This is a genomic window from Kitasatospora sp. NPDC059973, from assembly GCF_042737525.1.
Taxonomy (GTDB): domain Bacteria; phylum Actinomycetota; class Actinomycetes; order Streptomycetales; family Streptomycetaceae; genus Kitasatospora.
In genome coordinates, this window is sequence record NZ_JBHWUI010000144.1 from 1 (window position 1) to 20593 (window position 20593).

Annotated in this window: 15 protein-coding genes and 1 riboswitch; of the genes, 12 read left to right on the forward strand and 3 right to left on the reverse strand. The window is 73.8% G+C overall.

The annotated features are described in order from the left end of the window. Nucleotides 1-679: 679 nt before the first annotated feature. From ACFWA9_RS30095 to ACFWA9_RS30135, 9 genes are all read left to right on the forward strand, one after another. Nucleotides 680-2455: a 3-hydroxyacyl-CoA dehydrogenase family protein gene (locus ACFWA9_RS30095; protein WP_380391174.1), complete on the forward strand. Its 1776-nt coding sequence runs from the start codon at nucleotides 680-682 to the stop codon at nucleotides 2453-2455. A gap of 233 nt (nucleotides 2456-2688) precedes the next feature. After that, nucleotides 2689-3597 carry a TetR family transcriptional regulator gene (locus ACFWA9_RS30100; protein WP_352288296.1) on the forward strand — a complete coding sequence of 303 codons (909 nt, stop codon included), beginning with the start codon at nucleotides 2689-2691 and terminating at the stop codon, nucleotides 3595-3597. Between the two features lie 389 nt (nucleotides 3598-3986). Further along, the gene (gene ccrA / locus ACFWA9_RS30105) at nucleotides 3987-5324 is read left to right on the forward strand and encodes a crotonyl-CoA carboxylase/reductase (RefSeq protein WP_380391177.1); all 1338 of its coding nucleotides are present in this window, start codon (nucleotides 3987-3989) and stop codon (nucleotides 5322-5324) included. Beyond that, nucleotides 5324-7363: a protein meaA gene (locus ACFWA9_RS30110; RefSeq protein ID WP_380391180.1), complete on the forward strand. Its 2040-nt coding sequence runs from the start codon at nucleotides 5324-5326 to the stop codon at nucleotides 7361-7363. The genes ccrA and ACFWA9_RS30110 overlap by 1 nt, the downstream gene beginning before the upstream one ends. A gap of 25 nt (nucleotides 7364-7388) precedes the next feature. Further along, the gene (locus ACFWA9_RS30115) at nucleotides 7389-8366 is read left to right on the forward strand and encodes a CoA ester lyase (RefSeq protein WP_329490093.1); all 978 of its coding nucleotides are present in this window, start codon (nucleotides 7389-7391) and stop codon (nucleotides 8364-8366) included. Nucleotides 8367-8395: 29 nt separating this feature from the next. After that, nucleotides 8396-8899, forward strand: coding sequence for a MaoC family dehydratase (locus tag ACFWA9_RS30120; RefSeq protein ID WP_352288293.1), 504 nt, complete (start codon nucleotides 8396-8398; stop codon nucleotides 8897-8899). 180 nt (nucleotides 8900-9079) lie between these two features. After that, nucleotides 9080-10282, forward strand: coding sequence for an acyl-CoA dehydrogenase family protein (locus tag ACFWA9_RS30125; RefSeq protein ID WP_380391183.1), 1203 nt, complete (start codon nucleotides 9080-9082; stop codon nucleotides 10280-10282). 505 nt (nucleotides 10283-10787) lie between these two features. Next, a complete protein-coding gene (locus tag ACFWA9_RS30130; RefSeq protein WP_329490090.1) occupies nucleotides 10788-11480 on the forward strand; it encodes a phosphatidylserine decarboxylase in 693 nt (230 codons plus the stop codon). Next, on the forward strand, nucleotides 11467-12345 hold the full coding sequence (locus ACFWA9_RS30135; RefSeq protein ID WP_380391186.1) for a CDP-alcohol phosphatidyltransferase family protein: 879 nt from the start codon (nucleotides 11467-11469) through the stop codon (nucleotides 12343-12345). Before ACFWA9_RS30130 ends, ACFWA9_RS30135 begins: the two co-directional genes overlap by 14 nt. A gap of 213 nt (nucleotides 12346-12558) precedes the next feature. On the opposite strand, the gene ACFWA9_RS30140 is transcribed toward ACFWA9_RS30135, so the two are convergent. From ACFWA9_RS30140 to ACFWA9_RS30150, 3 genes are all read right to left on the reverse strand, one after another. Next, nucleotides 12559-13884 (reverse strand): hypothetical protein, encoded by a 1326-nt coding sequence (locus tag ACFWA9_RS30140; protein WP_329490089.1) that lies wholly within the window; start codon nucleotides 13882-13884, stop codon nucleotides 12559-12561. 402 nt (nucleotides 13885-14286) lie between these two features. Then, entirely contained in the window at nucleotides 14287-15402 is a 1116-nt protein-coding gene (locus ACFWA9_RS30145) for an alpha/beta hydrolase (protein ID WP_352288290.1), read from the reverse strand. A 309-nt stretch (nucleotides 15403-15711) separates the two neighbouring features. After that, nucleotides 15712-16425 (reverse strand): transcriptional regulator, encoded by a 714-nt coding sequence (locus tag ACFWA9_RS30150; RefSeq protein ID WP_352288287.1) that lies wholly within the window; start codon nucleotides 16423-16425, stop codon nucleotides 15712-15714. 212 nt (nucleotides 16426-16637) lie between these two features. Next, nucleotides 16638-16830: riboswitch (cobalamin riboswitch) on the forward strand. A 93-nt stretch (nucleotides 16831-16923) separates the two neighbouring features. Here ACFWA9_RS30150 and ACFWA9_RS30155 point away from each other — a divergent pair. From ACFWA9_RS30155 to ACFWA9_RS30165, 3 genes are all read left to right on the forward strand, one after another. Continuing rightward, the gene (locus ACFWA9_RS30155; RefSeq protein WP_352288284.1) at nucleotides 16924-17895 is read left to right on the forward strand and encodes a cobalamin biosynthesis protein; all 972 of its coding nucleotides are present in this window, start codon (nucleotides 16924-16926) and stop codon (nucleotides 17893-17895) included. Then, entirely contained in the window at nucleotides 17892-19409 is a 1518-nt protein-coding gene (locus ACFWA9_RS30160; protein WP_380391191.1) for a cobyric acid synthase, read from the forward strand. The genes ACFWA9_RS30155 and ACFWA9_RS30160 overlap by 4 nt, the downstream gene beginning before the upstream one ends. Beyond that, nucleotides 19402-20593: ATP-binding protein (locus ACFWA9_RS30165; RefSeq protein ID WP_380391193.1), on the forward strand; the 1192-nt coding region annotated here is incomplete at its 3' end. The genes ACFWA9_RS30160 and ACFWA9_RS30165, both read left to right, overlap by 8 nt.

The window sequence follows — 20593 nt, forward strand, 5'->3', positions numbered from 1 at the left end:
CGCCGGGCCCGCGGACGGGTCGGGCGCGGCGGCGGGCCCGGACGCGGCGGCGGGCGCCGCGCCCCGGCTGGGCTCGGACGGGTCGGCGAGGCCGGCGGAGGAGACGGCTCCGGTGCTCATGCGGCCATGCTGTCCTGCCCGCCGACCAGGGGGAATTCCCCTATCGGGTGGTTCCGGCGGACGCCTGTCCACCCGTTCACTCCCGCGGGTCGCACCCCGGGCCGCACCCCGGGCCGCCGCGGACCCCGGGACCCGGCCGCCCCGGGCGCGGGCCGGCGGCGACCCGGGGCGGCCGGGAATCCGGTGGCGCCCGCCCCCTTCCTACTGGCGAGTAGCTTCGCTACAGTGTCCGCACGCACCACCGTCGGGCTTCGGGAGCCGCACCGACGGGGTCGCCGGCCGGCGCGTGATCGCGCGGAACGGTCCGGCGGCGGGCGGTGCGTCTTCACCGGTCGTAGCCGCGGGTCGCGGCGGGCCGGATTCTCGCCTCGTATCAGAGCCGCTTCCTTCACCCCGAGCGCCTGAGTACCACGGCACACCCGCAGCACGGCCGGAGCGGACCGGCGGCTGCGCCGGTGGGCCGCAACCGTCATCTCCCCATGCCCCCGCGCGCGGACCCTCCTCCGGCGGCGCGTCCGCCGGAGCGCGCGCGGGCCCTTATGACAAGGAGTCAGGACAGATGGAGCGTCCCTTCCCCACGGTCGCCGTGGTCGGCCTCGGCACGATGGGTGCCGGTGTCGCGGTGGCGGTCGCGCAGAGCGGCCGCCGAGTGATCGGCATCGAGGCCACCGAGGACTCCGCCGCCCGGGCCCTGGCCCGGATCGAGGAGGCCACCGCGCACGCCGTCGCCCGCGAGCGGATCACCGCCGAGGACCGGGCCGCGCTGCTCGCGCGGATCTCGGTCGGCCACGCGCTCGACGCCGCCGCCGCGGCGGACCTGGTGATCGAGGAGGTCCCCGAGCAGCTGGAGCTGAAGCGGGAGCTCTTCGCCGAGCTGGACCGGATCTGCCCGCCCGCGACGGTGCTGGCCACCGGCACCACCGCGCTGTCGGTGACCCGGATCGCCGCCGCCACCGCGCGCCCGGAGCGCGTGCTGGGCCTGCACTTCTTCAACCCGGTGCACACCATGAAGCTGGTCGAGGTGGTCCGCACCGTGCTGACCGCCCCGCAGGTCGCCGAGGACGCCGCGGCGTTCGCCCGCGACCTCGGCAAGGAGCCGGTGGCGGCGGGCGACCGCGCCGGCTTCGTGGTGAACGGACTGCTCTTCGCGTACCTGAACCAGGCCGCCGCGATGTTCGAGTCCAAGTACGCCACCCGCGAGGACATCGACGCCGCGATGCGGCTCGGCTGCGGGCTGCCGATGGGACCGCTGGCGCTGCTCGACCTGATCGGCGTGGACACCGCGCGGACCGTCCTGGAGGCCATGTACGAGCAGTCCCGGGACCGGCTGCACGCACCCGCGCCGATCCTCGGCCAGCTGGTCTCCGCCGGGCTGCTGGGCCGCAAGTCCGGCCGGGGCTTCTACACCTACGAGGCGCCCGGCTCGTCCAAGGTGGTCGGCGCCGCCACCGGGGCCACCGCGGCGAAGGCGCCCGGCCGGGAGGTGCGCCGGGTCGGCGTCTGCGGCTCCGGCACGATGGCCACCGGCATCGTCGAGGTGTTCGCCAAGGCCGGGTACCCGGTGCTGCTGGCCGCCCGCAGCCAGGAGAAGGCCGAGCGGGCCAAGGCGCAGCTGGCCCGGTCGCTGGAGCGCTCGGTGGCCAAGGGCCGGCTCTCCGAGGAGCAGCGCGACGCGGCGCTGGCCCTGGTGACGCCGGTCGGGCAGTACACCGAGCTGGCCGACGTCGACCTGGTGGTCGAGGCGGTGGCCGAGGACCTCGCGGTCAAGCGCGAGCTGTTCGCCACCCTGGACAAGATCGTCAAGCCGGGCGCGGTGCTCGCCACCACCACCTCCTCGCTGCCGGTGATCAGCTGCGCGGCGGCCACCTCGCGGCCGCAGGACGTGATCGGCCTGCACTTCTTCAACCCGGCGCCGGCCATGAAGCTGGTCGAGGTGGTCTCCACCGTGCTGACCGCGCCGGACGTCACCGCGACGGCGCTGGAGATCTGCGCCAAGGTGCGCAAGCACCCGGTGGAGTGCGGCGACCGGGCCGGGTTCATCGTGAACGCGCTGCTCTTCCCGTACCTGAACGACGCCGTGCGGATGCTGCAGGAGCACTACGCGACGGTGGACGACATCGACACCGCGATGAAGCTCGGCTGCGGCTACCCGATGGGCCCGTTCGAGCTGCTGGACGTGGTCGGCCTGGACGTCTCGCTGACCATCGAGCAGGTGCTGCACCAGGAGTTCCGCGAGCCGGGCCTGGCGGCGGCGCCGCTGCTGGAGCACCTGGTGGCGGCCGGCTGCCTGGGCCGCAAGACCGGCCGCGGGTTCCGCGACCACGCGCGCCGGTGACCACGCCGTCGGTCGGGGGCGCCGCGCCGCTGGGCGCGGGCCCCACCGGGACGGGCCCGGCCGGCCCGGCACCGCTCCTGCCGGGGCAGCCCGGGTACGGGCCGCCGCGCACCGGCTGGAGCCCCGGGGCGGTGTCGGCGCGCTGGCCGAGACCGGCCGTGACCGGACCGGTCGCCCCGGTACGACGGGGAAGGCCCGCGGCGCCGGCGCCGGGGGCGTGTAGCGTTCCGGGCATGGATCGGGTTCAGTCAGCCTCCCCGCAGCACTCCGCCGGACCGCGCGGCGCCGACCGGCCGTCCGGGGCCGGCGCCGAGGGGAATCCCGGCAACCGCCGGGCGGCCGCGCAGCGCCAGCAGATGCGTCAGGACCTGGCCACGGCGGCGATGGAGCTCTTCGCCTCGCAGGGCTACGAGGAGACCACGGTCGACCAGATCGCCGCGGCCGCCGGCGTGGCCCGGCGGACCTTCTTCCGGTACTTCCGGTCCAAGGAGGAGGCGATCTTCCCGGACCACGACGACACCCTCGTCCGGGTGGCCGACCTGCTGGCCAGTGCCGAGGCCGACGAGCACCCGCTGGACGTGGTCTGCCGCGGCATCAAGGAGGTGCTGCGGATGTACGCCTCCACCCCGGCGGTCTCGGTCGCCCGGTACCAGCTGATCCGTCAGGTGCCGGCGCTGCGCGAGCGGGAGATCGCCGTGGTGGCCCGGTACGAGCGGCTGTTCACCCGCTACCTGCTGGGCCGGTTCGACACCGGGGGCGAGATCCCCTCGGGCTGGCAGCGGGCCGGCGAGGACGACTCGATGCTGGCCGAGGTGTCGGCGGCGGCGGTCGTCGCGGCCCACAACCACGTGCTGCGGCGCTGGCTGAGGGCCGGTGGCCGGGGCGACGTGGAGGCGCAGCTGGACCACTCCTTCGAGGTGATCCGGCGGACCTTCTGGGCCTCCGCGGCGCCGGGGGTGAGACGGCGGGGGTCCCTGGTGGCACCCGGTGCCAGTGTGACCCCCCTGGAGGAGGCGGCCGCGAGCGCACTGAGTGCCAGCCCCGGAGGTGAGGTACTCATCACAGTGGCCCGGACCGACGCTCCGCTGGACGTCGTGGTGGACAGCATCAGGGCCGCGCTGAGCAGCGCCAGGCATGCCTGAGAGCTAGCGTTTCCGCAGGTCAGAGCAGTTCGAAGGGCCCGTACCGACGATCCGGTGCGGGCCCTTCGCGCACCCGTCGGCGGGCGCTCGAACGCGGATTTGATTCACCTGAATTGATGACACCCGGTGTCTTTACGAGTGGCACAGGGTGCCACTACCTTGTTACCCACCAGTCGCGGCGCCGCGGCTCCCCACCACGGCGCGCCGTCGTCCGGCGCTCCCACACCCCGGGAGCTGTGCCCAGCAAGGTCCACCGCAGATCCACCGCACGGTCCCAGCCAGGCCACCCGCCAGACCACCCAACCACCCATCTCAGCGAAGCCGGTGTCCGCTCCCGGCTCCCCCAGACGCCCTGTGCCCCTCACACAGGTACGCCTTCGGAGGCAGCCATGAAGGAAATCCTCGACGCGATCCTCAACTCCGACAGCACCGCGGCGGACTTCGCCGCGCTCAAGCTGCCGGAGTCCTACCGGGCGGTCACGCTCCACAAGGACGAGGAGCAGATGTTCGCCGGCCTCGACAGCCGCGACAAGGACCCCCGCAAGTCCCTCCACCTCGACGAGGTCGCCCTGCCCGAGCTGGGCCCGGGCGAGGCCCTGGTCGCCGTCATGGCCAGCGCCGTGAACTACAACACCGTGTGGAGCTCGATCTACGAGCCGGTCTCCACCTTCGGCTTCCTGGAGCGCTACGGCCGGCTCTCCCCGCTGACCAAGCGCCACGACCTGCCGTACCACGTGCTCGGGTCGGACCTCGCGGGCGTGGTGCTGCGCACCGGCGCCGGGGTCAACGCCTGGAAGCCGGGCGACGAGGTCGTCGCGCACTGCCTCTCGGTCGAGCTGGAGTCCCCGGACGGCCACAACGACACGATGATGGACCCGGAGCAGCGGATCTGGGGCTTCGAGACCAACTTCGGCGGTCTGGCCCAGCTGGCGCTGGTGAAGACCAACCAGCTGCTGCCGAAGCCGAAGCACCTGACCTGGGAGGAGGCCGCCTCCCCCGGCCTGGTCAACTCCACCGCCTACCGCCAGCTGGTCTCGCGCAACGGCGCGGGCATGAAGCAGGGCGACAACGTGCTGATCTGGGGCGCCAGCGGCGGCCTCGGCTCGTACGCCACCCAGTACGCGCTGGCCGGCGGCGCCACCCCGATCTGCGTGGTCTCCAACGACCAGAAGGCCGAGATCTGCCGGGCGATGGGCGCCGAGGCGATCATCGACCGCTCCGCCGAGGGGTACAAGTTCTGGAAGGACGAGAACAACCAGGACCCGCGCGAGTGGAAGCGGCTCGGCGCGAAGATCCGCGAGTTCACCGGCGGCGAGGACGTGGACATCGTCTTCGAGCACCCGGGCCGCGAGACCTTCGGCGCCTCGGTCTACGTCACCCGCAAGGGCGGCACCATCGTCACCTGTGCCTCCACCTCGGGCTTCATGCACCAGTACGACAACCGCTACCTGTGGATGTCGCTCAAGCGCATCGTCGGCTCGCACTTCGCCAACTACCGCGAGGCGTTCGAGGCCAACCGCCTGATCGCCAAGGGCAAGATCCACCCGACGCTCTCGAAGGTCTACTCGCTGGAGGACACCGGCCAGGCCGCCCTCGACGTGCACCACAACAAGCACCAGGGCAAGGTCGGCGTGCTCTGCCTGGCGCCGGAGGAGGGCCTGGGCGTGCGGGACGCGGAGTTCCGGGCGAAGCACATCGACGCCATCAACCGCTTCCGGAACGTCTGATGGCCGGACGCGACCGCCCCTGGCTGATGCGCACCTACGCGGGGCACTCGACCGCGAGCGACTCCAACGCGCTCTACCGCAAGAACCTCGCCAAGGGGCAGACCGGCCTGTCGGTGGCCTTCGACCTGCCGACCCAGACCGGCTACGACTCGGACCACGTCCTCGCCCGCGGCGAGGTCGGCCGGGTCGGCGTCCCGGTGGGCCACGTCGGGGACATGCGGGCCCTGTTCGAGGGCATCCCGCTCGAACAGACCAACACCTCGATGACGATCAACGCCACCGCGATGTGGCTGCTGGCGCTCTACCAGGTGGTCGCGGAGGAGCAGGGCGCCGACATCGCCAAGCTCACCGGCACCACCCAGAACGACATCGTCAAGGAGTACCTCTCGCGCGGGACGCACGTCTTCCCGCCCGGGCCCTCGGTCCGGCTGATCACCGACATGATCGCCTACACCGTCGGCAACATCCCCAAGTGGAACCCGATCAACATCTGCAGCTACCACCTGCAGGAGGCCGGCGCCACCCCGGTCCAGGAGATCGCCTACGCGATGTGCACCGCGATCTCGGTGCTGGACGCGGTGCGCGACTCCGGCCAGGTGCCGGCCGAGCGGATGGGCGAGGTGGTCGCCCGGATCTCCTTCTTCGTCAACGCCGGCGTGCGCTTCGTCGAGGAGATGTGCAAGATGCGCGCCTTCGCCCAGCTCTGGGAGAAGGTCACGCTGGAGCGCTACGGCATCCAGGACGCCAAGCAGCGCCGCTTCCGCTACGGCGTCCAGGTCAACTCGCTGGGCCTGACCGAGGCGCAGCCGGAGAACAACGTCCAGCGGATCGTGCTGGAGATGCTCGCCGTCACGCTCTCCAAGGACGCCCGGGCCCGGGCCGTCCAGCTGCCCGCCTGGAACGAGGCGCTCGGCCTGCCCCGCCCGTGGGACCAGCAGTGGTCGCTGCGGATCCAGCAGGTGCTCGCCTACGAGTCCGACCTGCTGGAGTACGGGGACCTCTTCAACGGCTCCGAGGTGATCGAGACCAAGACCGCCGAGCTGCTGGCCGGCGCCGAGGCCGAGATCGCCAAGGTGCTGGAGATGGGCGTCAAGGCGGGCAACCGGGGCATCATCCCGGCCGTCGAGTCCGGCTACCTGAAGTCCAACCTGGTCGCCTCGCACGCGGCTCGGCGGGCCCGGATCGAGTCCGGCGAGGACAAGATCATCGGGGTCAACTGCTTCGACACCACTGAGGAGAGCCCGCTCACGGCCGACCTCGACACCGCGATCATGGTGGTCGACCCGGCCTCCGAGCAGTCCGTGCTGGCCGCACTGGAGGAGTGGCGCGGCCAGCGCGACGAGGCCGCCGCCCAGCAGGCGCTGGAGGAGCTCAAGGCCATCGCCGGCACCGACGTCAACCTGATGGAGGCGACGCTCGCCTGCGCCCGCGCCGGGGTCACCACCGGCGAGTGGGCCTTCGCCCTGCGCGAGGTCTTCGGCGAGTACCGCGCGCCCACCGGCGTCGGCGGCGCGCCGGTCGCGGTGGCCGCCGAGCCCGGCGGCGAGCTGGCCGCGGTCCGCGAGGCGGTCGCCGCCACCGCCGCCGAGCTCGGCGTCGGCAAGCTGCGCCTGCTGGTCGGCAAGCCCGGCCTGGACGGACACTCCAACGGCGCCGAGCAGATAGCCGTCCGGGCCCGTGACGCCGGGTTCGAGGTGGTCTACCAGGGCATCCGGCTGACGCCCGAGCAGATCGTCTCGGCCGCCGTCGCGGAGGACGTGCACTGCGTGGGCCTGTCGATCCTCTCGGGGGCGCACTCCGAGCTGGTGCCCGACGTCCTGCACCGGCTCCGCCGGGCCGGGGTGGAGGATGTCCCGGTGATCGTGGGTGGCATCATCCCGGCAGCGGACGGCGAGGCCCTCAAGGCCGCCGGCGTCGCCGCCGTGTTCACCCCGAAGGACTTCGGCATCACCACCATCATCGGCCGGATCGTGGACGAGATCCGGCTGGCCAACAGGCTCCAGCCGTGGACGCCCACCACCGCCGCGTCCACCAGCTGATCGTGGAAGGAACTGACCACCCCTCATGAGCAACGCCAGCGACACCCCCGTCAACCGGCTCCGCCCCCGCCGCTCCTGCCTCGCCGTACCGGGCAGCAACCCGCGCTTCCTGGAGAAGGCCCAGGGCCTCCCGGCCGACCAGGTCTTCCTCGACCTGGAGGACGCCTGCGCCCCGCTGGTCAAGGAGAGCGCCCGGCACAACATCGTCGACGCGCTGAACAACGGTGACTGGGGCAAGAAGACCAAGGTCGTCCGCGTCAACGACTGGACCACCCACTGGACGTACCGCGACGTGATCACGGTCGTCGAGGGCGCCGGCCCCAACCTCGACTGCATCATGCTGCCGAAGGTCCAGGACGCCGAGCAGGTCCGGGCGCTCGACCTGCTGCTCACCCAGATCGAGAAGACCATGGGCTTCGAGGTCGGCAAGATCGGCATCGAGGCGCAGATCGAGAACGCCAAGGGCCTGATCAACGTCGACGCGATCGCCGAGTCCTCCCCGCGCCTGGAGACGATCATCTTCGGCCCGGCCGACTTCATGGCCTCGATCAACATGAAGTCCCTGGTGGTCGGCGAGCAGCCGGCGGGCTACCCGGCCGACGCCTACCACTACATCCTGATGCGCATCCTGATGGCCGCCCGCGCCAACGACCTGCAGGCCATCGACGGCCCCTACCTGCAGATCCGCAACCAGGAGGGCTACCGCGAGGTGGCTGGCCGCGCCGCCGCGCTCGGCTTCGACGGCAAGTGGGTGCTCCACCCGGATCAGGTCTCCGCCGCGAACGAGATCTTCTCGCCCTCGCAGGAGGACTACGACCACGCCGAGCTGATCCTCGACGCCTACGACTGGTGCACCTCCGAGGCGGGCGGTGCCAAGGGCTCCGCGATGCTCGGCGACGAGATGATCGACGAGGCCAGCCGCAAGATGGCCCTGGTCATCGCGGGCAAGGGCCGCGCCGCCGGGTTCGAGCGCACCTCCAAGTTCGAGCCCCCGCAGGCCTGACCCCTCCTGACCTCCTAAGGACCATTGAGATGCAGTTCGGACGCACCTACGAGGAGTTCGAGGTCGGCGCTGTCTACAAGCACTGGCCCGGCAAGACGGTCACCGAGTACGACGACCACCTCTTCTGTCTGCTCACCATGAACCACCATCCGCTCCACATGGACACCAACTACGCGGAGCGGACGACCGACTTCGGCAAGAACGTCGTGGTCGGCAACTACATCTACTCGCTGCTGCTCGGAATGTCCGTCCCGGACGTCTCCGGCAAGGCGATCGCCAATCTGGAGATCGAGTCGCTGCGCCACATCGCGCCGACCTTCCACGGCGACACCCTGTACGGCGAGACCACCGTGCTCGACAAGTGGCCGTCCAAGTCCAAGGACGACCGCGGCATCGTGTACGTCGAGACCAAGGGCTACAAGCAGGACGGCACGGTCGTCTGCATCTTCCGCCGCAAGGTGATGGTGCCGACGGCGACGTACATCAAGGAGCGCGGCGGCGAGCAGCCCGGCCGCCCGACTCCGCTGTCCTAGCCCGTCCAGAGCCGTACCACCCAGGAGCCCCGGAGGGGTAGGCCGCCGTCATCGGCCGATCCCCACCCCGGTACCGGGGGCCCTGCTGCCGCAGCCACGCCGGCAGGGCCCCCGGAAAATCCCCCCCCCGCTGTTCTGCCCTCCCCCACCCTCTCCCTCTTTCGCCACAGGAGCCGCACGATGGGACGCCTCGCACAGACCGACGGCCTCACCGAGATCCAGCGGGACATCCTCGCCACCGTGCGGGATTTCGTCGACAAGGAGATCATTCCGGTCGCGACCGAGCTGGAGCACAAGGACGAGTACCCCACCGCCATCGTGGAGGGGATGAAGCAGCTCGGCCTCTTCGGCCTCACCATTCCCGAGGAGTACGGCGGCCTCGGCGAATCGCTCCTCACCTACGCCCTGGTGGTGGAGGAGATCGCACGCGGCTGGATGTCCGTCTCCGGCATCGTGAACACCCACTTCATCGTGGCCCACATGATCAACGCGCACGGCACCCAGGAGCAGAAGGACTACTTCCTGCCGAAGATGGCCGTCGGCGAGATCCGCGGCGCCTTCTCGATGTCCGAGCCGGGCCTCGGCTCCGACGTCTCCGCGATCTCCACCAAGGGCGTCAGGGACGGGGACTCCTACGTCCTCAACGGCCAGAAGATGTGGCTCACCAACGGCGGCACGTCCACCCTGGTCGCGGTGCTCTGCAAGACCGACGAGGGCGGCAGCTCCCCGTACAAGAACATGACCACCTTCCTGATCGAGAAGACGGCGGGCTTCGGCCCGAACCCGACCGTCCCCGGGCTCACCGTGCCCGGCAAGATCGAGAAGATGGGCTACAAGGGCGTCGACACCACCGAGCTGATCCTCCAGGACGTCCGCGTCCCGGCCGACCGCGTCCTCGGCGGTGCCCCGGGCAAGGGCTTCTACCAGATGATGGACGGCGTCGAGGTCGGCCGCGTCAACGTGGCCGCGCGCGGCTGCGGCGTCGCCCGCCGCGCCTTCGAGCTGGGCATCTCCTACGCCCAGCAGCGCTCCACCTTCGGCAAGAAGATCGCCGAGCACCAGGCGATCCAGTTCAAGCTCGCCGAGATGGCCACCAAGGTCGAGGCCGCCCACCAGATGATGGTGATGGCCGCCCGCAAGAAGGACAGCGGCGAGCGCAACGACCTCGAGGCCGGCATGGCCAAGTACCTCGCCTCCGAGTACTGCAAGGAGGTCGTCGAGGACGCCTTCCGCATCCACGGCGGCTACGGCTTCTCCAAGGAGTACGAGATCGAGCGCCTCTACCGCGAGGCTCCGATGCTGCTCATCGGTGAAGGTACTGCGGAGATCCAGAAGATGATCGTCGGACGTCGTCTGCTGGAGGAGTACCGCATCGCGGAGTGAGGACGACCAGCACGAAGACTCGCCCGGGCGGCGCGGTGACGCTCCGCCCGGCGGGTTGACGGCCCGGTGACGGCCGGTCGACGGGCGTGCGGGCCCGTCCCGGCACCCCGCCGTGCCACCACGACCCCGGCCTGGTCCGCCTGGGGTCCGGCACGGCTCCCGAAGCGGCCGTAGGGCGTACAGCTGCTGTCACGCGCCTTGCGGCCGCTTCGGCGCACCCCGCGCGCGCCCCTGCGCCGACGGCCCGGGGTTCCCCGGGCATGCCTGTTGAGACAAGAGTCACCAGCCCTGCCCGGACCCTTGGGAACCGGAGCGGGTCGAGCTACGGTCGTATACACAGAAGGCGCAGCTGCGCCGCACGCAGGACACATGACCGAGCAGGCGGGTTGCCCACCCACCGTGTGGTCCCGATAGCATCCACCGGGACAGACGCCGTCCCTTTATTACTCGATCCCCGCGGTGGCCCCCGTCCAGCGGCCATGATCCCCCGCGACAAAGGTCTTCGATGCCCATCAGCCCGTCCCCTCACACCTCCGTCACGGACAGCGATGCCCTCGCCGCCACGACGGCCGGCCGGCGACCCCGCGTGACCATCGCGCGCGGAGCCACCCCCTGGTTCGTCCCCACCCTCGCCACGGCAGCCGTGACCACCGCCCTCACCCGGCGCAATGGCGCGTGGGCCCTGGCGGCGGTGCCCGCCTGTGCGCTCAGCGCCGGCATGCTGTGGTTCTTCCGCGACCCCGAGCGTGAGATCGGCACGGGCAGAGTGATCTCCCCCGCCGACGGCGTGGTGCAGAGCATCGACGCCTGGCCGGACGGCCGCACCCGGGTGGCGATCTTCATGAGCCCGCTCAACGTCCACGTCAACCGGGCGCCCCTGCCCGGCACCGTGACCTCCGTCGAGCACGTCGCGGGTGGTTTCGTGCCCGCGTTCAACAAGGACAGCGACCAGAACGAGCGGGTCGTCTGGCACTTCGACACCGAGCTCGGCGACATCGAGATGGTGCAGATCGCGGGGGCCGTGGCCCGCCGCATCGTGCCGTACGTCGACGCCGGTACCAAGGTCGAGCAGGGCGATCGGATCGGTCTGATCCGCTTCGGGTCCCGGGTCGACACCTACCTGCCGGCCGGCGTCGAGGTCGGCGTCGAGGTCGGCCAGAAGACCACAGCCGGGGTGACGCGCCTTGACCGTGACTGAACCTGAGACGATCGTCGGCCTGGACGACGAGGAGACGGCCCTGCGCCGCCGCCGTTGGGCGCGCGACCGCGAGCTGCGCGCCCCGCGCTCTCCCCAGCACCTGTCCACCGCCGACTTCCTGACCCTGGGGAACGCCGTCTGCGGCTTCCTGGCGATCTACTCGATCACCACCGGGGTCCTCGTCCCGCACATCACCAACCCGGACGCCGCGCCGGACAAGCACAGCGCCGCCACCGCGGTGACGCTGCTGCTGATCGGCTCGATGTGCGACCTCTTCGACGGACTGGTGGCGCGCAAGCTGCGCTCCTCCGCCCTCGGGGCCGAACTCGACAACCTGGCCGACCTGATCAGCTTCGGCATCGCGCCGGCCTACTTCGTCGCGGTCTGGGGCATGGTCTCGCCGGGCTCCGACAGCCGTCTCTCGGCGCTGATCGCGCTGACGGTGCTGCTGTCCGTGGTGCTGCGGCTGGCGCGGTTCTCCGCCGTGAAGATGCGACCCGGGGTGTTCCAGGGCATGCCCTGCCCGATGGGCGCCATGACGGTGATCGCCATCGTGCTGCTCGACCCGCCGTTCCTGCCCGGTCTGCTCGCCATCGCCGGTACCGCGTACCTGATGATGAGCCGGATCGAGTACCCGAAGCCGCAGGGGCTGCTGGCCACCGCGACGCTCTGCTGGATCGTGCTCTCGATCGGCTGCCTGGCGGCCTGGGCGACCGGCCTGAAGGGCGGCGACTACCTGCTGCACATCGGCGCCTACGGCCAGATCGCGCTCGCCGCGATGGCCCCGCTGCTGGTGATCCGGCGCAAGGTCGGCCAGAAGGTCGGGGACGTCCGGGCGCGCCGGGCGGAGTCCCGGCTCGGCTGACCCCGAGGGACGTACGACGAAGGGCCCGGATCCGCTCGACGGATCCGGGCCCTCTCGCATGCCCTGCGGCCCTTGCCGGGCCGGTGGTGACGGCCGTGCGGGCGGCGTGCGGCCCCGTGGCGGCCGGCTGCGGCCCTGCCGGGCCGGGTGGCGGCCGTCGGCCGCCGCGGTCAGGCCCGAGCGGCTCCGCGCCGCCGCGGTGCGCCTTGACGGCTACGCGCCGCCGCGGTGGACGCTGAAGGCCGAGCGCCGGGCCGCGCGGGCCACGACCGGGTCCGGGTGGACGCCGGAGACCGCGGTCAGCACCGACGCCGCCCGCGGGTGGCCGGACTGCCGGGCCCGGGCGAACAGCCGGACCGGGTCACCGGCCGAGGCGCCCTCGACATGGCCCACCAGCAGCTCGGTCTCGCCGTGGTCGAGCACCGCGGCCGCCGTGTCCACCCAGAGCCAGGCGGCGTCCTCCGCGCCCAGCACATCGGCCGGGGCGACGCCCTCGTCCGACTGCTCGGCCAGCCAGAGCAGCGCGTAGGGGCGCAGCACCGGGGCGTCCACGGCCGCCCGGACGGCCTGCTCGGCGGTGGAGCCGGCCACTCGCAGCGCCTCGAAGGCGAGGCCGCGCACCAGTGCGTCGTCACCCTGGGCGGCGTCCAGCAGCTCGGCCACCGCCCGGTCGGCCGGTCGGGCCGCCACCCAGGCGCGGAACTCGGCCCGGGCCGGGCCCGGCGAGTAGTCGGCGCAGGCGTTGAGCAGCTCGAAGGCGCTCTGCTCGATGTGCCCGGCGGCGGTCTGCGCGACGGTGCAGATCTCCTCCAGCTTGGCCCGCACCGCCCAGTGCCCGAGCGGGGAGAGCTCGGCGGCGTCGTCCTTGCGGACCACCGCGCCGACCGCGGCCAGGCCGTCCAGCATCCAGTCCAGGACGGCCGCCACGTCGGAGGGCGCGGCCGGGGTGTCGATCTGCGGCTCGCGGCAGGTGCCGCGGACGGCCGAGACCGCGGAGGCGGCGTGCGGCACGGGCGAGAGGCCCAGCGCGCCGTCGCCGCCGCCGACCCGGCGCTCGTCCAGGCCCCGGCGCAGCAGCTCCAGCAGTTCGCTGTCGGCGACCGGGCCGGCCACCAGGTGGAGGAAGGAGAGCAGCTGCGGCGCCTGGTCGACGGCCTGCCCGGCGAGTACCGCGAACACGCCGCGCAGGGCGGCGGGCGGCACCGGGGCGAGCAGCGTCCAGGCGTCGAACAGGGCGGACCAGCCGCGGACCACGGCCTCGTCGTCGTGCTCCCAGGCGTGCAGGCGCCAGCCGGGGGCGGCGCCGCCGTCCCGGGCCTCGACCAGGCCGACCAGCAGGGCCTGGCCCCAGGCCTTGCCGGCGGCGCCCACCGTCATGGCGAGGGCGCGGCCCGCGTCGCGGGCGTCCTCGGGGAGCAGCTCGCCGCGCTTGTCGACCTCGGCGAGTTCACCGGCCCAGCGGGCGATGCGGACGGCGTCGATCAGCATCCGACGGGCCAGCGGGGCGAGCTCGGCGGGAGCGGGGAAGCCGTCCGGCACCGGGACCCGGCCACGGCCGGGGGCTGGTGCGGGGCCTCGTCGGCGGGGTACGCCGGAGCCGCCCGGCCTGGCGCCGGCGGGGCGGTGGGCAGTTCCGGGGAGACGGGTCACCGTCGCACCGGAGCCGATCGTCGGCGGGAGCTGGGCATCACGGTCGCGCGGATTCCGAGACGTCACGTCGAGCAGTCTTCCCCTTGTACCGGCCTTCTGTCACATCCGATCGGCCCCGACTCCCGACAGGTGGTCGCAGGGGGTCGACAAGATCGGGCAACAGAGGCCAAACCGCCTGGCCGGATCTGTGTGACGCGGACACGCCAGCCTGGGGAAAGACGGGGCGGACGGGGTGCGGGAAGGGGCCCGAGAAGCTGTCCGGAACACGGCTGGGGCCGCCCGCGACGGGCCTCAGAGCAGCGGGGTGAGCCAGCGCCGCAGGTGCTCCTCGTAGCGGTCGGGGTCGGCGTTCCACAGGCCGGCGTGCTCGCCGCCGGGGACGGCCTGGAGGCCGACCACGTCGGAGCGGCGGTGGGCCAGCCGGGCGGCGGCCTGCCAGGGGGCCAGCGCGTCGTCGGGCCCGTGCAGGAGGAGCGTGGGCACCCGCAGGTCGGTGCCGTCCGCGAGGCGGGCGAAGTCGGCCAGATCCACGCCGGCCCGGCCCTCGGCCGCGAGCGCGCCCAGCTCGGCGGCGGCGCCCCGGTAGCCGGCCCGGGCGGCGCCCCGGCGCGCGGTCGCCGACCAGTCGAGCACGGGCGAGTCCAGCACCAGGCCGCGGATCGAGGAGGCCCAGGCGGAGCGGGCCGCGGTCTGCAGGACCATCGTCGCGCCGAGCGACCAGCCGTACAGGATGACCCGCCCGGCGCCGCTGTCCAGGGCCAGCCGCAGGGCCGCCTCGACGTCGCGCCACTCGGTCTCGCCGAAGTGGCCGAGGCCGTCCGGGGAGGCCGGCGCGCCCTCGTCGCCGCGGTAGGTGACGGCCAGGACGGGCAGCGCGAGCCGGTGCAGGACGGGCATCACCGGGAGGGTCTGCTGCCGGTCGGCGCCGGGGCCGTGCACCAGGATCACCCAGGTGCCCCGCTTGCCGTCCAGCCGCCAGGCGGGCAGCGCGCCCAGCTCGCCCTGGACGGCGGTCTCGGTGTACGGCAGGCCGAGGGCGCTGGTCGGGTCGCCGAGATGGACGCGGGGCGTGAAGCGGACCGCGGTACCGGGGGCCAGGGTGCCGCGGTCGGCGCGGACCAGCCGGCGGCTGACGCCCCGCTCGTCGGCGTGCAGGATCTCGCCGACCACCGCGTGCCCTCCGTCGCCCCACTCGACGGCCCAGCGGCCGGGGCGGGCGCTCTCGGCGCCGCGGGTGAAGGTGGCCCGTCCGGCGGCGAGGGTCAGCACCACGACGGGGCCGGCGGCCCGCTCACGGCCGACCGCCGGGCGGACCATCCGCTCGGAGGCCCTCCGGCCGATCAGCAGGACGGCGGCCCCGGTGCCGACGGCGGCGGCCGCCACGGCGGCTGCGGTTCCCCAACGCATATCGCTCCCCGCTCTGTTGGTCGCGGACTGGGCAGTCTGCCCACCAGTCCACTCGCGGGGGCGCCACCCGGCCACCGGACGCGGCCGTCCGGGTCACGGCGGCGCGGGTCCTGGCCGGGTCACCGCGGCACGGGTCTTGGCCGGGTCACCGCGGCACGGGTCTTGACCGGGTCACCGCGGCACGGGAAGCGGCTGCGGGAAGCGGCGGCGCGGTTCTCGGCCCTCTGGTCACGGCGGCACGGGAAGCGGCAGAGGGAGAGGGCAGGGAGGGGGGAGGCGCCGCGCGGGGGGCGGCGCGGTACCGGCCCGTCAGACCGGGATCTCGGTCTCCAGGCGCTCCAGCAGCTCCCAGAACCGCTCGCCGAGCGGCCGGGCCGCCGCCGCGCGGGTGTCCGCCGCCGGAGCCGGGGAGCCCCAGCTGCCGGCGCCCCAGTGGGAGGTGACCTGGTACTCGTTCTGCAGCGCCGTCAGCACGGCGGTGAGGTCGCCCTCGTGCACCGGCACGATCCGACCGATCGGCCGGAGCTGCGCCTGCCACCGGCCGTCCACGCACTGCCGCAGCCGCCGGTCCAGCTCCTGCGCCCGGCCGGTCACCGCGACCAGCTCGCGCAGGGTCGTGCCGAGCACCTGGGCCAGCGCGTAGGTCTGCTCCTGGTCGCCGTCCCACTGACCGGTCGCCTCGGCCCGCTGGTACCGGTCCAGTGCGAGGCCGATCCGGTGGGCCGCGCTCTCCTGGTTGAGCTCCCGGGCGACCCGGAAGTCCCGCAGCCGGGCCGGGCGGACGCCCATCAGCTGGGCCGGCGGGCACCAGAGCGCCCGGGCCAGGGCGATGAACTCGTCCTCGGCGGGGCGCAGCTCGCCGCTCTCCCAGCCGAGCACGTGGGAGGGCAGCAGCCGGACGCCGTGCGCGGCCATGCCCTCGACCACCTGCTCGGGGGTCAGCCCGAGGCCGGCGCGGTGCGCGCGGGCGGCCGCGGGCGAGAAGGGCACCGGGGGCACGGCGGGTGGCTGTCTGCGTCGCATGGCCCGACGGTAGGGGGTGGTCCGGCCGCCCCCCAGCCGCCGAACACACGAAGCGGGCCCGGAGGCTCCTCCGGGCGACTGGACGATCGCACAGGCTGTCATGCCCCTGCGGGGGGTGCCGATCGGAGGTAGTGACGGGGTCGGGCGGCCCGGCTCCGCTGTGACCAACCCCTCCGTGACCTTGGTTGACGCACGGTTCGGCCGCGTGATGGGATCCTTCAGCCAAACGGAGGCATGCAGAGGAAGCCGGTGCGAGTCCGGCGCGGTCCCGCCACTGTCACCGGGGAGCACACTCGGAGTCCCTCCTCCGCCGGCCACGGCGCCGGAGGGGGCCCACCGCGGCGGGCCGTCAGAAGCCGCCGCCGGGCCCGGGGGTGCGTTCGACCCGGAAGCCAGGAGACTCTCGCCCCCGGTACGTCGATCCAGGGCGCGGACCCTGAGTGAGGACACGCACGCGATGCAGGCTGCCCCGACCTTCCGAGCCCTCTGCTGTCCACCGTGCGCCCGCTGACCCGCGCCGCCGCCTTCGCCCTGGGGGCCGCGGCCGGGTACCTCGCCGACGCCCGCTTCGCCGACCCGCGCCGCGGCCACCCGGTGGCCGTCTTCGGCGGTGCGGCCGGCCGGCTGGAGCGGCGGATCTGGCGGGACGACCGCGCCGTCGGAACGGCTTTCACGGCGCTCTGCGTGGGCACCGTCGCGGCCGGCGCGCTGGCGGCCGACCGCACCCTGGGCCGCCGGCCGCTCGGGCGGGCCGCGCTGGCCGCCGCCGCGACCTGGACGGTGCTCGGCGGCACCTCGCTCACCCGCGAGGCCCGCACGATCGGACGCTCGCTCGCCGCGCACGACCTGACGGCGGCGCGGCAGCGGCTGCCGCACCTGTGCGGGCGGGACCCGAGCGCCCTCGACGAGGGGCAGATCGCCCGCGCGGTGGTCGAGTCGGTCGCCGAGAACACCGCCGACGCCGTGGTCAACGCACTCGTCTGGGGCGCCCTCGCGGGCACGCCCGGGCTGCTGGCGTTCCGCGCGGTCAACACCCTGGACGCGATGGTCGGCCACCGCTCGCCGCGCCACGCCCGGTTCGGCTGGGCCTCGGCGCGGCTGGACGACGTGGCGGGCTGGCCGGGCGCGCGGCTGACCGCGCTGCTGACCGTCGCCGCCGCGCCCGAGCCCCGGACGGCCTGGCGGGTCTGGCGCCGGGACGGCTCCGCCCACCCCAGCCCGAACGCGGGCCAGGCCGAGTCGGCCTTCGCCGGCGCGGTCGGCGTGCGGCTCGGCGGCACCCTGCGGTACGGCGCCCGGGTCGAGCACCGGCCGGTACTGGGCGGCGAGCTGCGACCGGTGACGGTGGACGACATCGAGCGCGCCTGCCGGCTCTCCCGCCGGGTGGGACTGCTCGCACTGGGTACGACCGTCGCCGGGCACGCCGTCGTGCAGGCACTCAAGGCGGGGACGAGAAGGGGGAGCGCATGAGCAACGCACTGCTGGTCGCCGGGACGACCTCGGACGCCGGCAAGAGCGTGGTCACCGCGGGCATCTGCCGCTGGCTGGCCCGGCAGGGCGTCGCCGTGGCGCCGTTCAAGGCGCAGAACATGTCGCTGAACTCCTTCGTCACCGCCGACGGGGCCGAGATCGGCCGCGCCCAGGCGATGCAGGCCCAGGCGGCCCGGGTGGAGCCCGAGGCGGCGATGAACCCGGTGCTGCTGAAGCCCGGCGCGGACGGCCGCAGCCAGGTGGTGCTGCTCGGCCGGGCGGTCGCCGAGGTCGGCGCGCTGGACTACCGCGACCGCAAGCCCGTCCTGCTGGAGCGCGCCCTGGAGTGCCTGGCCGACCTGCGCCGGCGCTACGACGTGGTGGTCTGCGAGGGCGCCGGATCGCCCGCCGAGATCAACCTGCGGGACCGGGACATCGCCAACATGGGCCTGGCCACCGCCGCCGGCCTGCCGGTCGTGGTGGTCGGCGACATCGACCGCGGCGGCGTGTTCGCCGCGATGTACGGGACGCTGGCGCTGCTGTCGGAGCAGGACCAGCGCCATGTGGCGGGCTGGTTCGTCAACAAGTTCCGCGGCGACGCGCGACTGCTGGCGCCCGGGCTGGAGATGCTGCGCGAGCTGACCGGCCGTCCGGTGCTGGGCACCCTGCCGATGCTGTCCGGGCTCTGGCTGGACGCCGAGGACTCCCTGGACCTGACCACCGTGGTGGACCGCGCCGAGGGGCGCGGGCCGCTCGGCGCCGACGTGCTGCGGGTGGCCGTGGTGCGCTTCCCCCGGCTGTCCAACTTCACCGACGTGGACGCGCTGGCCCAGGAGCCCGGGGTGCTGGTCCGCTGGGCCACCCGGCCCGAGGAGCTGGCCGACGCCGACCTGGTGATCCTGCCCGGCACCCGGGCCACCGTCGCCGACCTGGCCTGGCTGCGCGAGCGCGGCCTGGAGCCGGCCCTCAGGGCCCGGGCCGCGGCCGGGCTGCCGGTCCTCGGCGTCTGCGGCGGCTACCAGATGCTCGCGCGCGCCATCCACGACGACGTCGAGTCGAAGGCCGGTGCCGTCGACGGCCTCGGGCTGCTCCCGACGCACGTCCGGTTCGGCGCCGAGAAGGTGCTCGGCCGGCCGGTCGGCGAGGCCTACGGGCAGCCGGTCCAGGGGTACGAGATCCACCACGGGATCGTCACCGTGGAGGGCGGAGAGGCGTTCCTGGACGGCTGCCGGGTGGGGGCGGTCTGGGGCACGACCTGGCACGGCGCGCTGGAGAACGACGGCTTCCGGCGCGCGCTGCTGCGCGAGGTCGCCGCTCTGTCGGGCCGGGCGTTCGTGCCCGCGCCGGACACCTCGTTCGCCGAGGCGCGCGAGGCCCGGCTGGACCGGCTGGGCGACCTGATCGAGGAGCACGCGGACACCGACGCGCTGTGGAAGCTGATCGAGGGCGGGGTGCCGGCCGCGGGTTCGCTGCCGTTCCTGCCGCCCGGGGCCCCCTTGGAGAATCATGAGTGACGTCCGCTACCCCTTCACCGCGATCGTCGGAATGGCCGACCTGCGGCTCGGGCTGCTGCTCAACGCGGTCTCCCCGGCCGTCGGCGGCGTGCTGGTGCGGGGTGAGAAGGGCACCGCCAAGTCGACCATGGTGCGGGCGCTGGCCGGTCTGCTCCCGTCCATCGCCGCCGTCGACGGCTGCCGTTTCGCCTGCGACCCGGCCGCGCCGGACCCGGCCTGCCCGGACGGCGCGCACGACGGCGCCGACGAGACCCACCGCCCGGCCCGGCTGGTCGAGCTGCCGGTCGGCGTCTCCGAGGACCGGATCGTCGGCTCGCTGGACCTGGAACGCGCGCTGGCCGAGGGCGTGAAGGCGTACGAGCCGGGCCTGCTGGCCCGGGCGCACCGGGGCGTGCTCTACATCGACGAGGTCAACCTGCTCCAGGACCACGTGGTGGACCTGCTGCTGGACGCGGCCGCGATGGGCCGCTCCTACGTGGAGCGCGAGGGCGTCTCGGTGCGGCACGCGGCGCGGTTCCTGCTGGTCGGCACGATGAACCCGGAGGAGGGCGAGCTGCGCCCGCAGCTGCTCGACCGGTTCGGCCTGACCGTGGAGATCGCCGCCACCCGGGAGCCGGCCGAGCGCGCCGAGGTGGTCCGCCGCCGGCTGGCGTACGACGCCGACCCGGCCGGGTTCGCCGCGCGGTTCGCCGAGGACGAGCGCGCGCTCGCCGGGCGGATCACCGCGGCCCGGGAGCTGCTGCCCGAGGTGGAGCTGACCGACACGGCGCTGCGCCAGATCACCGCCGTCTGCGCCGCCTTCGAGGTGGACGGGCTGCGCGCGGACATCGTGATGGCCCGCACCGCCGTCGCGCTGGCCGCTTGGGCGGGCCGGACTCAGGTGCTGGAGGAGGACGTCCGCAAGGCCGCGCAGCTGGCCCTGCCGCACCGCCGCCGGCGCAACCCCTTCGACGCGCCGGGGCTGGACGAGGAGCAGTTGGAGCGGACCCTGGAGGAGCACGCCGGGCCCGAGGAGCCCGAGCCCGCGGAGCGGCCCTCGGAGGGGGAGCAGCCCGGCGAGGGCCCCGAGGGGAGCGGCCCCGAGGACGACGGCCCCGGCCCGGACGGCGGCGGCCCCGACGGTGGCGGCGGCGCGCCCGCGCCCGCGGACACGCCCGACGGCTCCGCGGCCGGCGGGCCCGAGC

What these genes read in the sequence shown, in the direction of transcription:
- ACFWA9_RS30095 (WP_380391174.1), top strand. Translation starts at nt 680, where the DNA reads ATGGAGCGTCCCTTCCCCACGGTCGCCGTGGTCGGCCTCGGCACGATG.
- ACFWA9_RS30100 (WP_352288296.1), top strand. Translation starts at nt 2,689, where the DNA reads ATGGATCGGGTTCAGTCAGCCTCCCCGCAGCACTCCGCCGGACCGCGC.
- ccrA (WP_380391177.1), top strand. Translation starts at nt 3,987, where the DNA reads ATGAAGGAAATCCTCGACGCGATCCTCAACTCCGACAGCACCGCGGCG.
- ACFWA9_RS30110 (WP_380391180.1), top strand. Translation starts at nt 5,324, where the DNA reads ATGGCCGGACGCGACCGCCCCTGGCTGATGCGCACCTACGCGGGGCAC.
- ACFWA9_RS30115 (WP_329490093.1), top strand. Translation starts at nt 7,389, where the DNA reads ATGAGCAACGCCAGCGACACCCCCGTCAACCGGCTCCGCCCCCGCCGC.
- ACFWA9_RS30120 (WP_352288293.1), top strand. Translation starts at nt 8,396, where the DNA reads ATGCAGTTCGGACGCACCTACGAGGAGTTCGAGGTCGGCGCTGTCTAC.
- ACFWA9_RS30125 (WP_380391183.1), top strand. Translation starts at nt 9,080, where the DNA reads ATGGGACGCCTCGCACAGACCGACGGCCTCACCGAGATCCAGCGGGAC.
- ACFWA9_RS30130 (WP_329490090.1), top strand. Translation starts at nt 10,788, where the DNA reads ATGCCCATCAGCCCGTCCCCTCACACCTCCGTCACGGACAGCGATGCC.
- ACFWA9_RS30145 (WP_352288290.1), bottom strand. Translation starts at nt 15,402, where the DNA reads ATGCGTTGGGGAACCGCAGCCGCCGTGGCGGCCGCCGCCGTCGGCACC.
- ACFWA9_RS30150 (WP_352288287.1), bottom strand. Translation starts at nt 16,425, where the DNA reads ATGCGACGCAGACAGCCACCCGCCGTGCCCCCGGTGCCCTTCTCGCCC.
- ACFWA9_RS30160 (WP_380391191.1), top strand. Translation starts at nt 17,892, where the DNA reads ATGAGCAACGCACTGCTGGTCGCCGGGACGACCTCGGACGCCGGCAAG.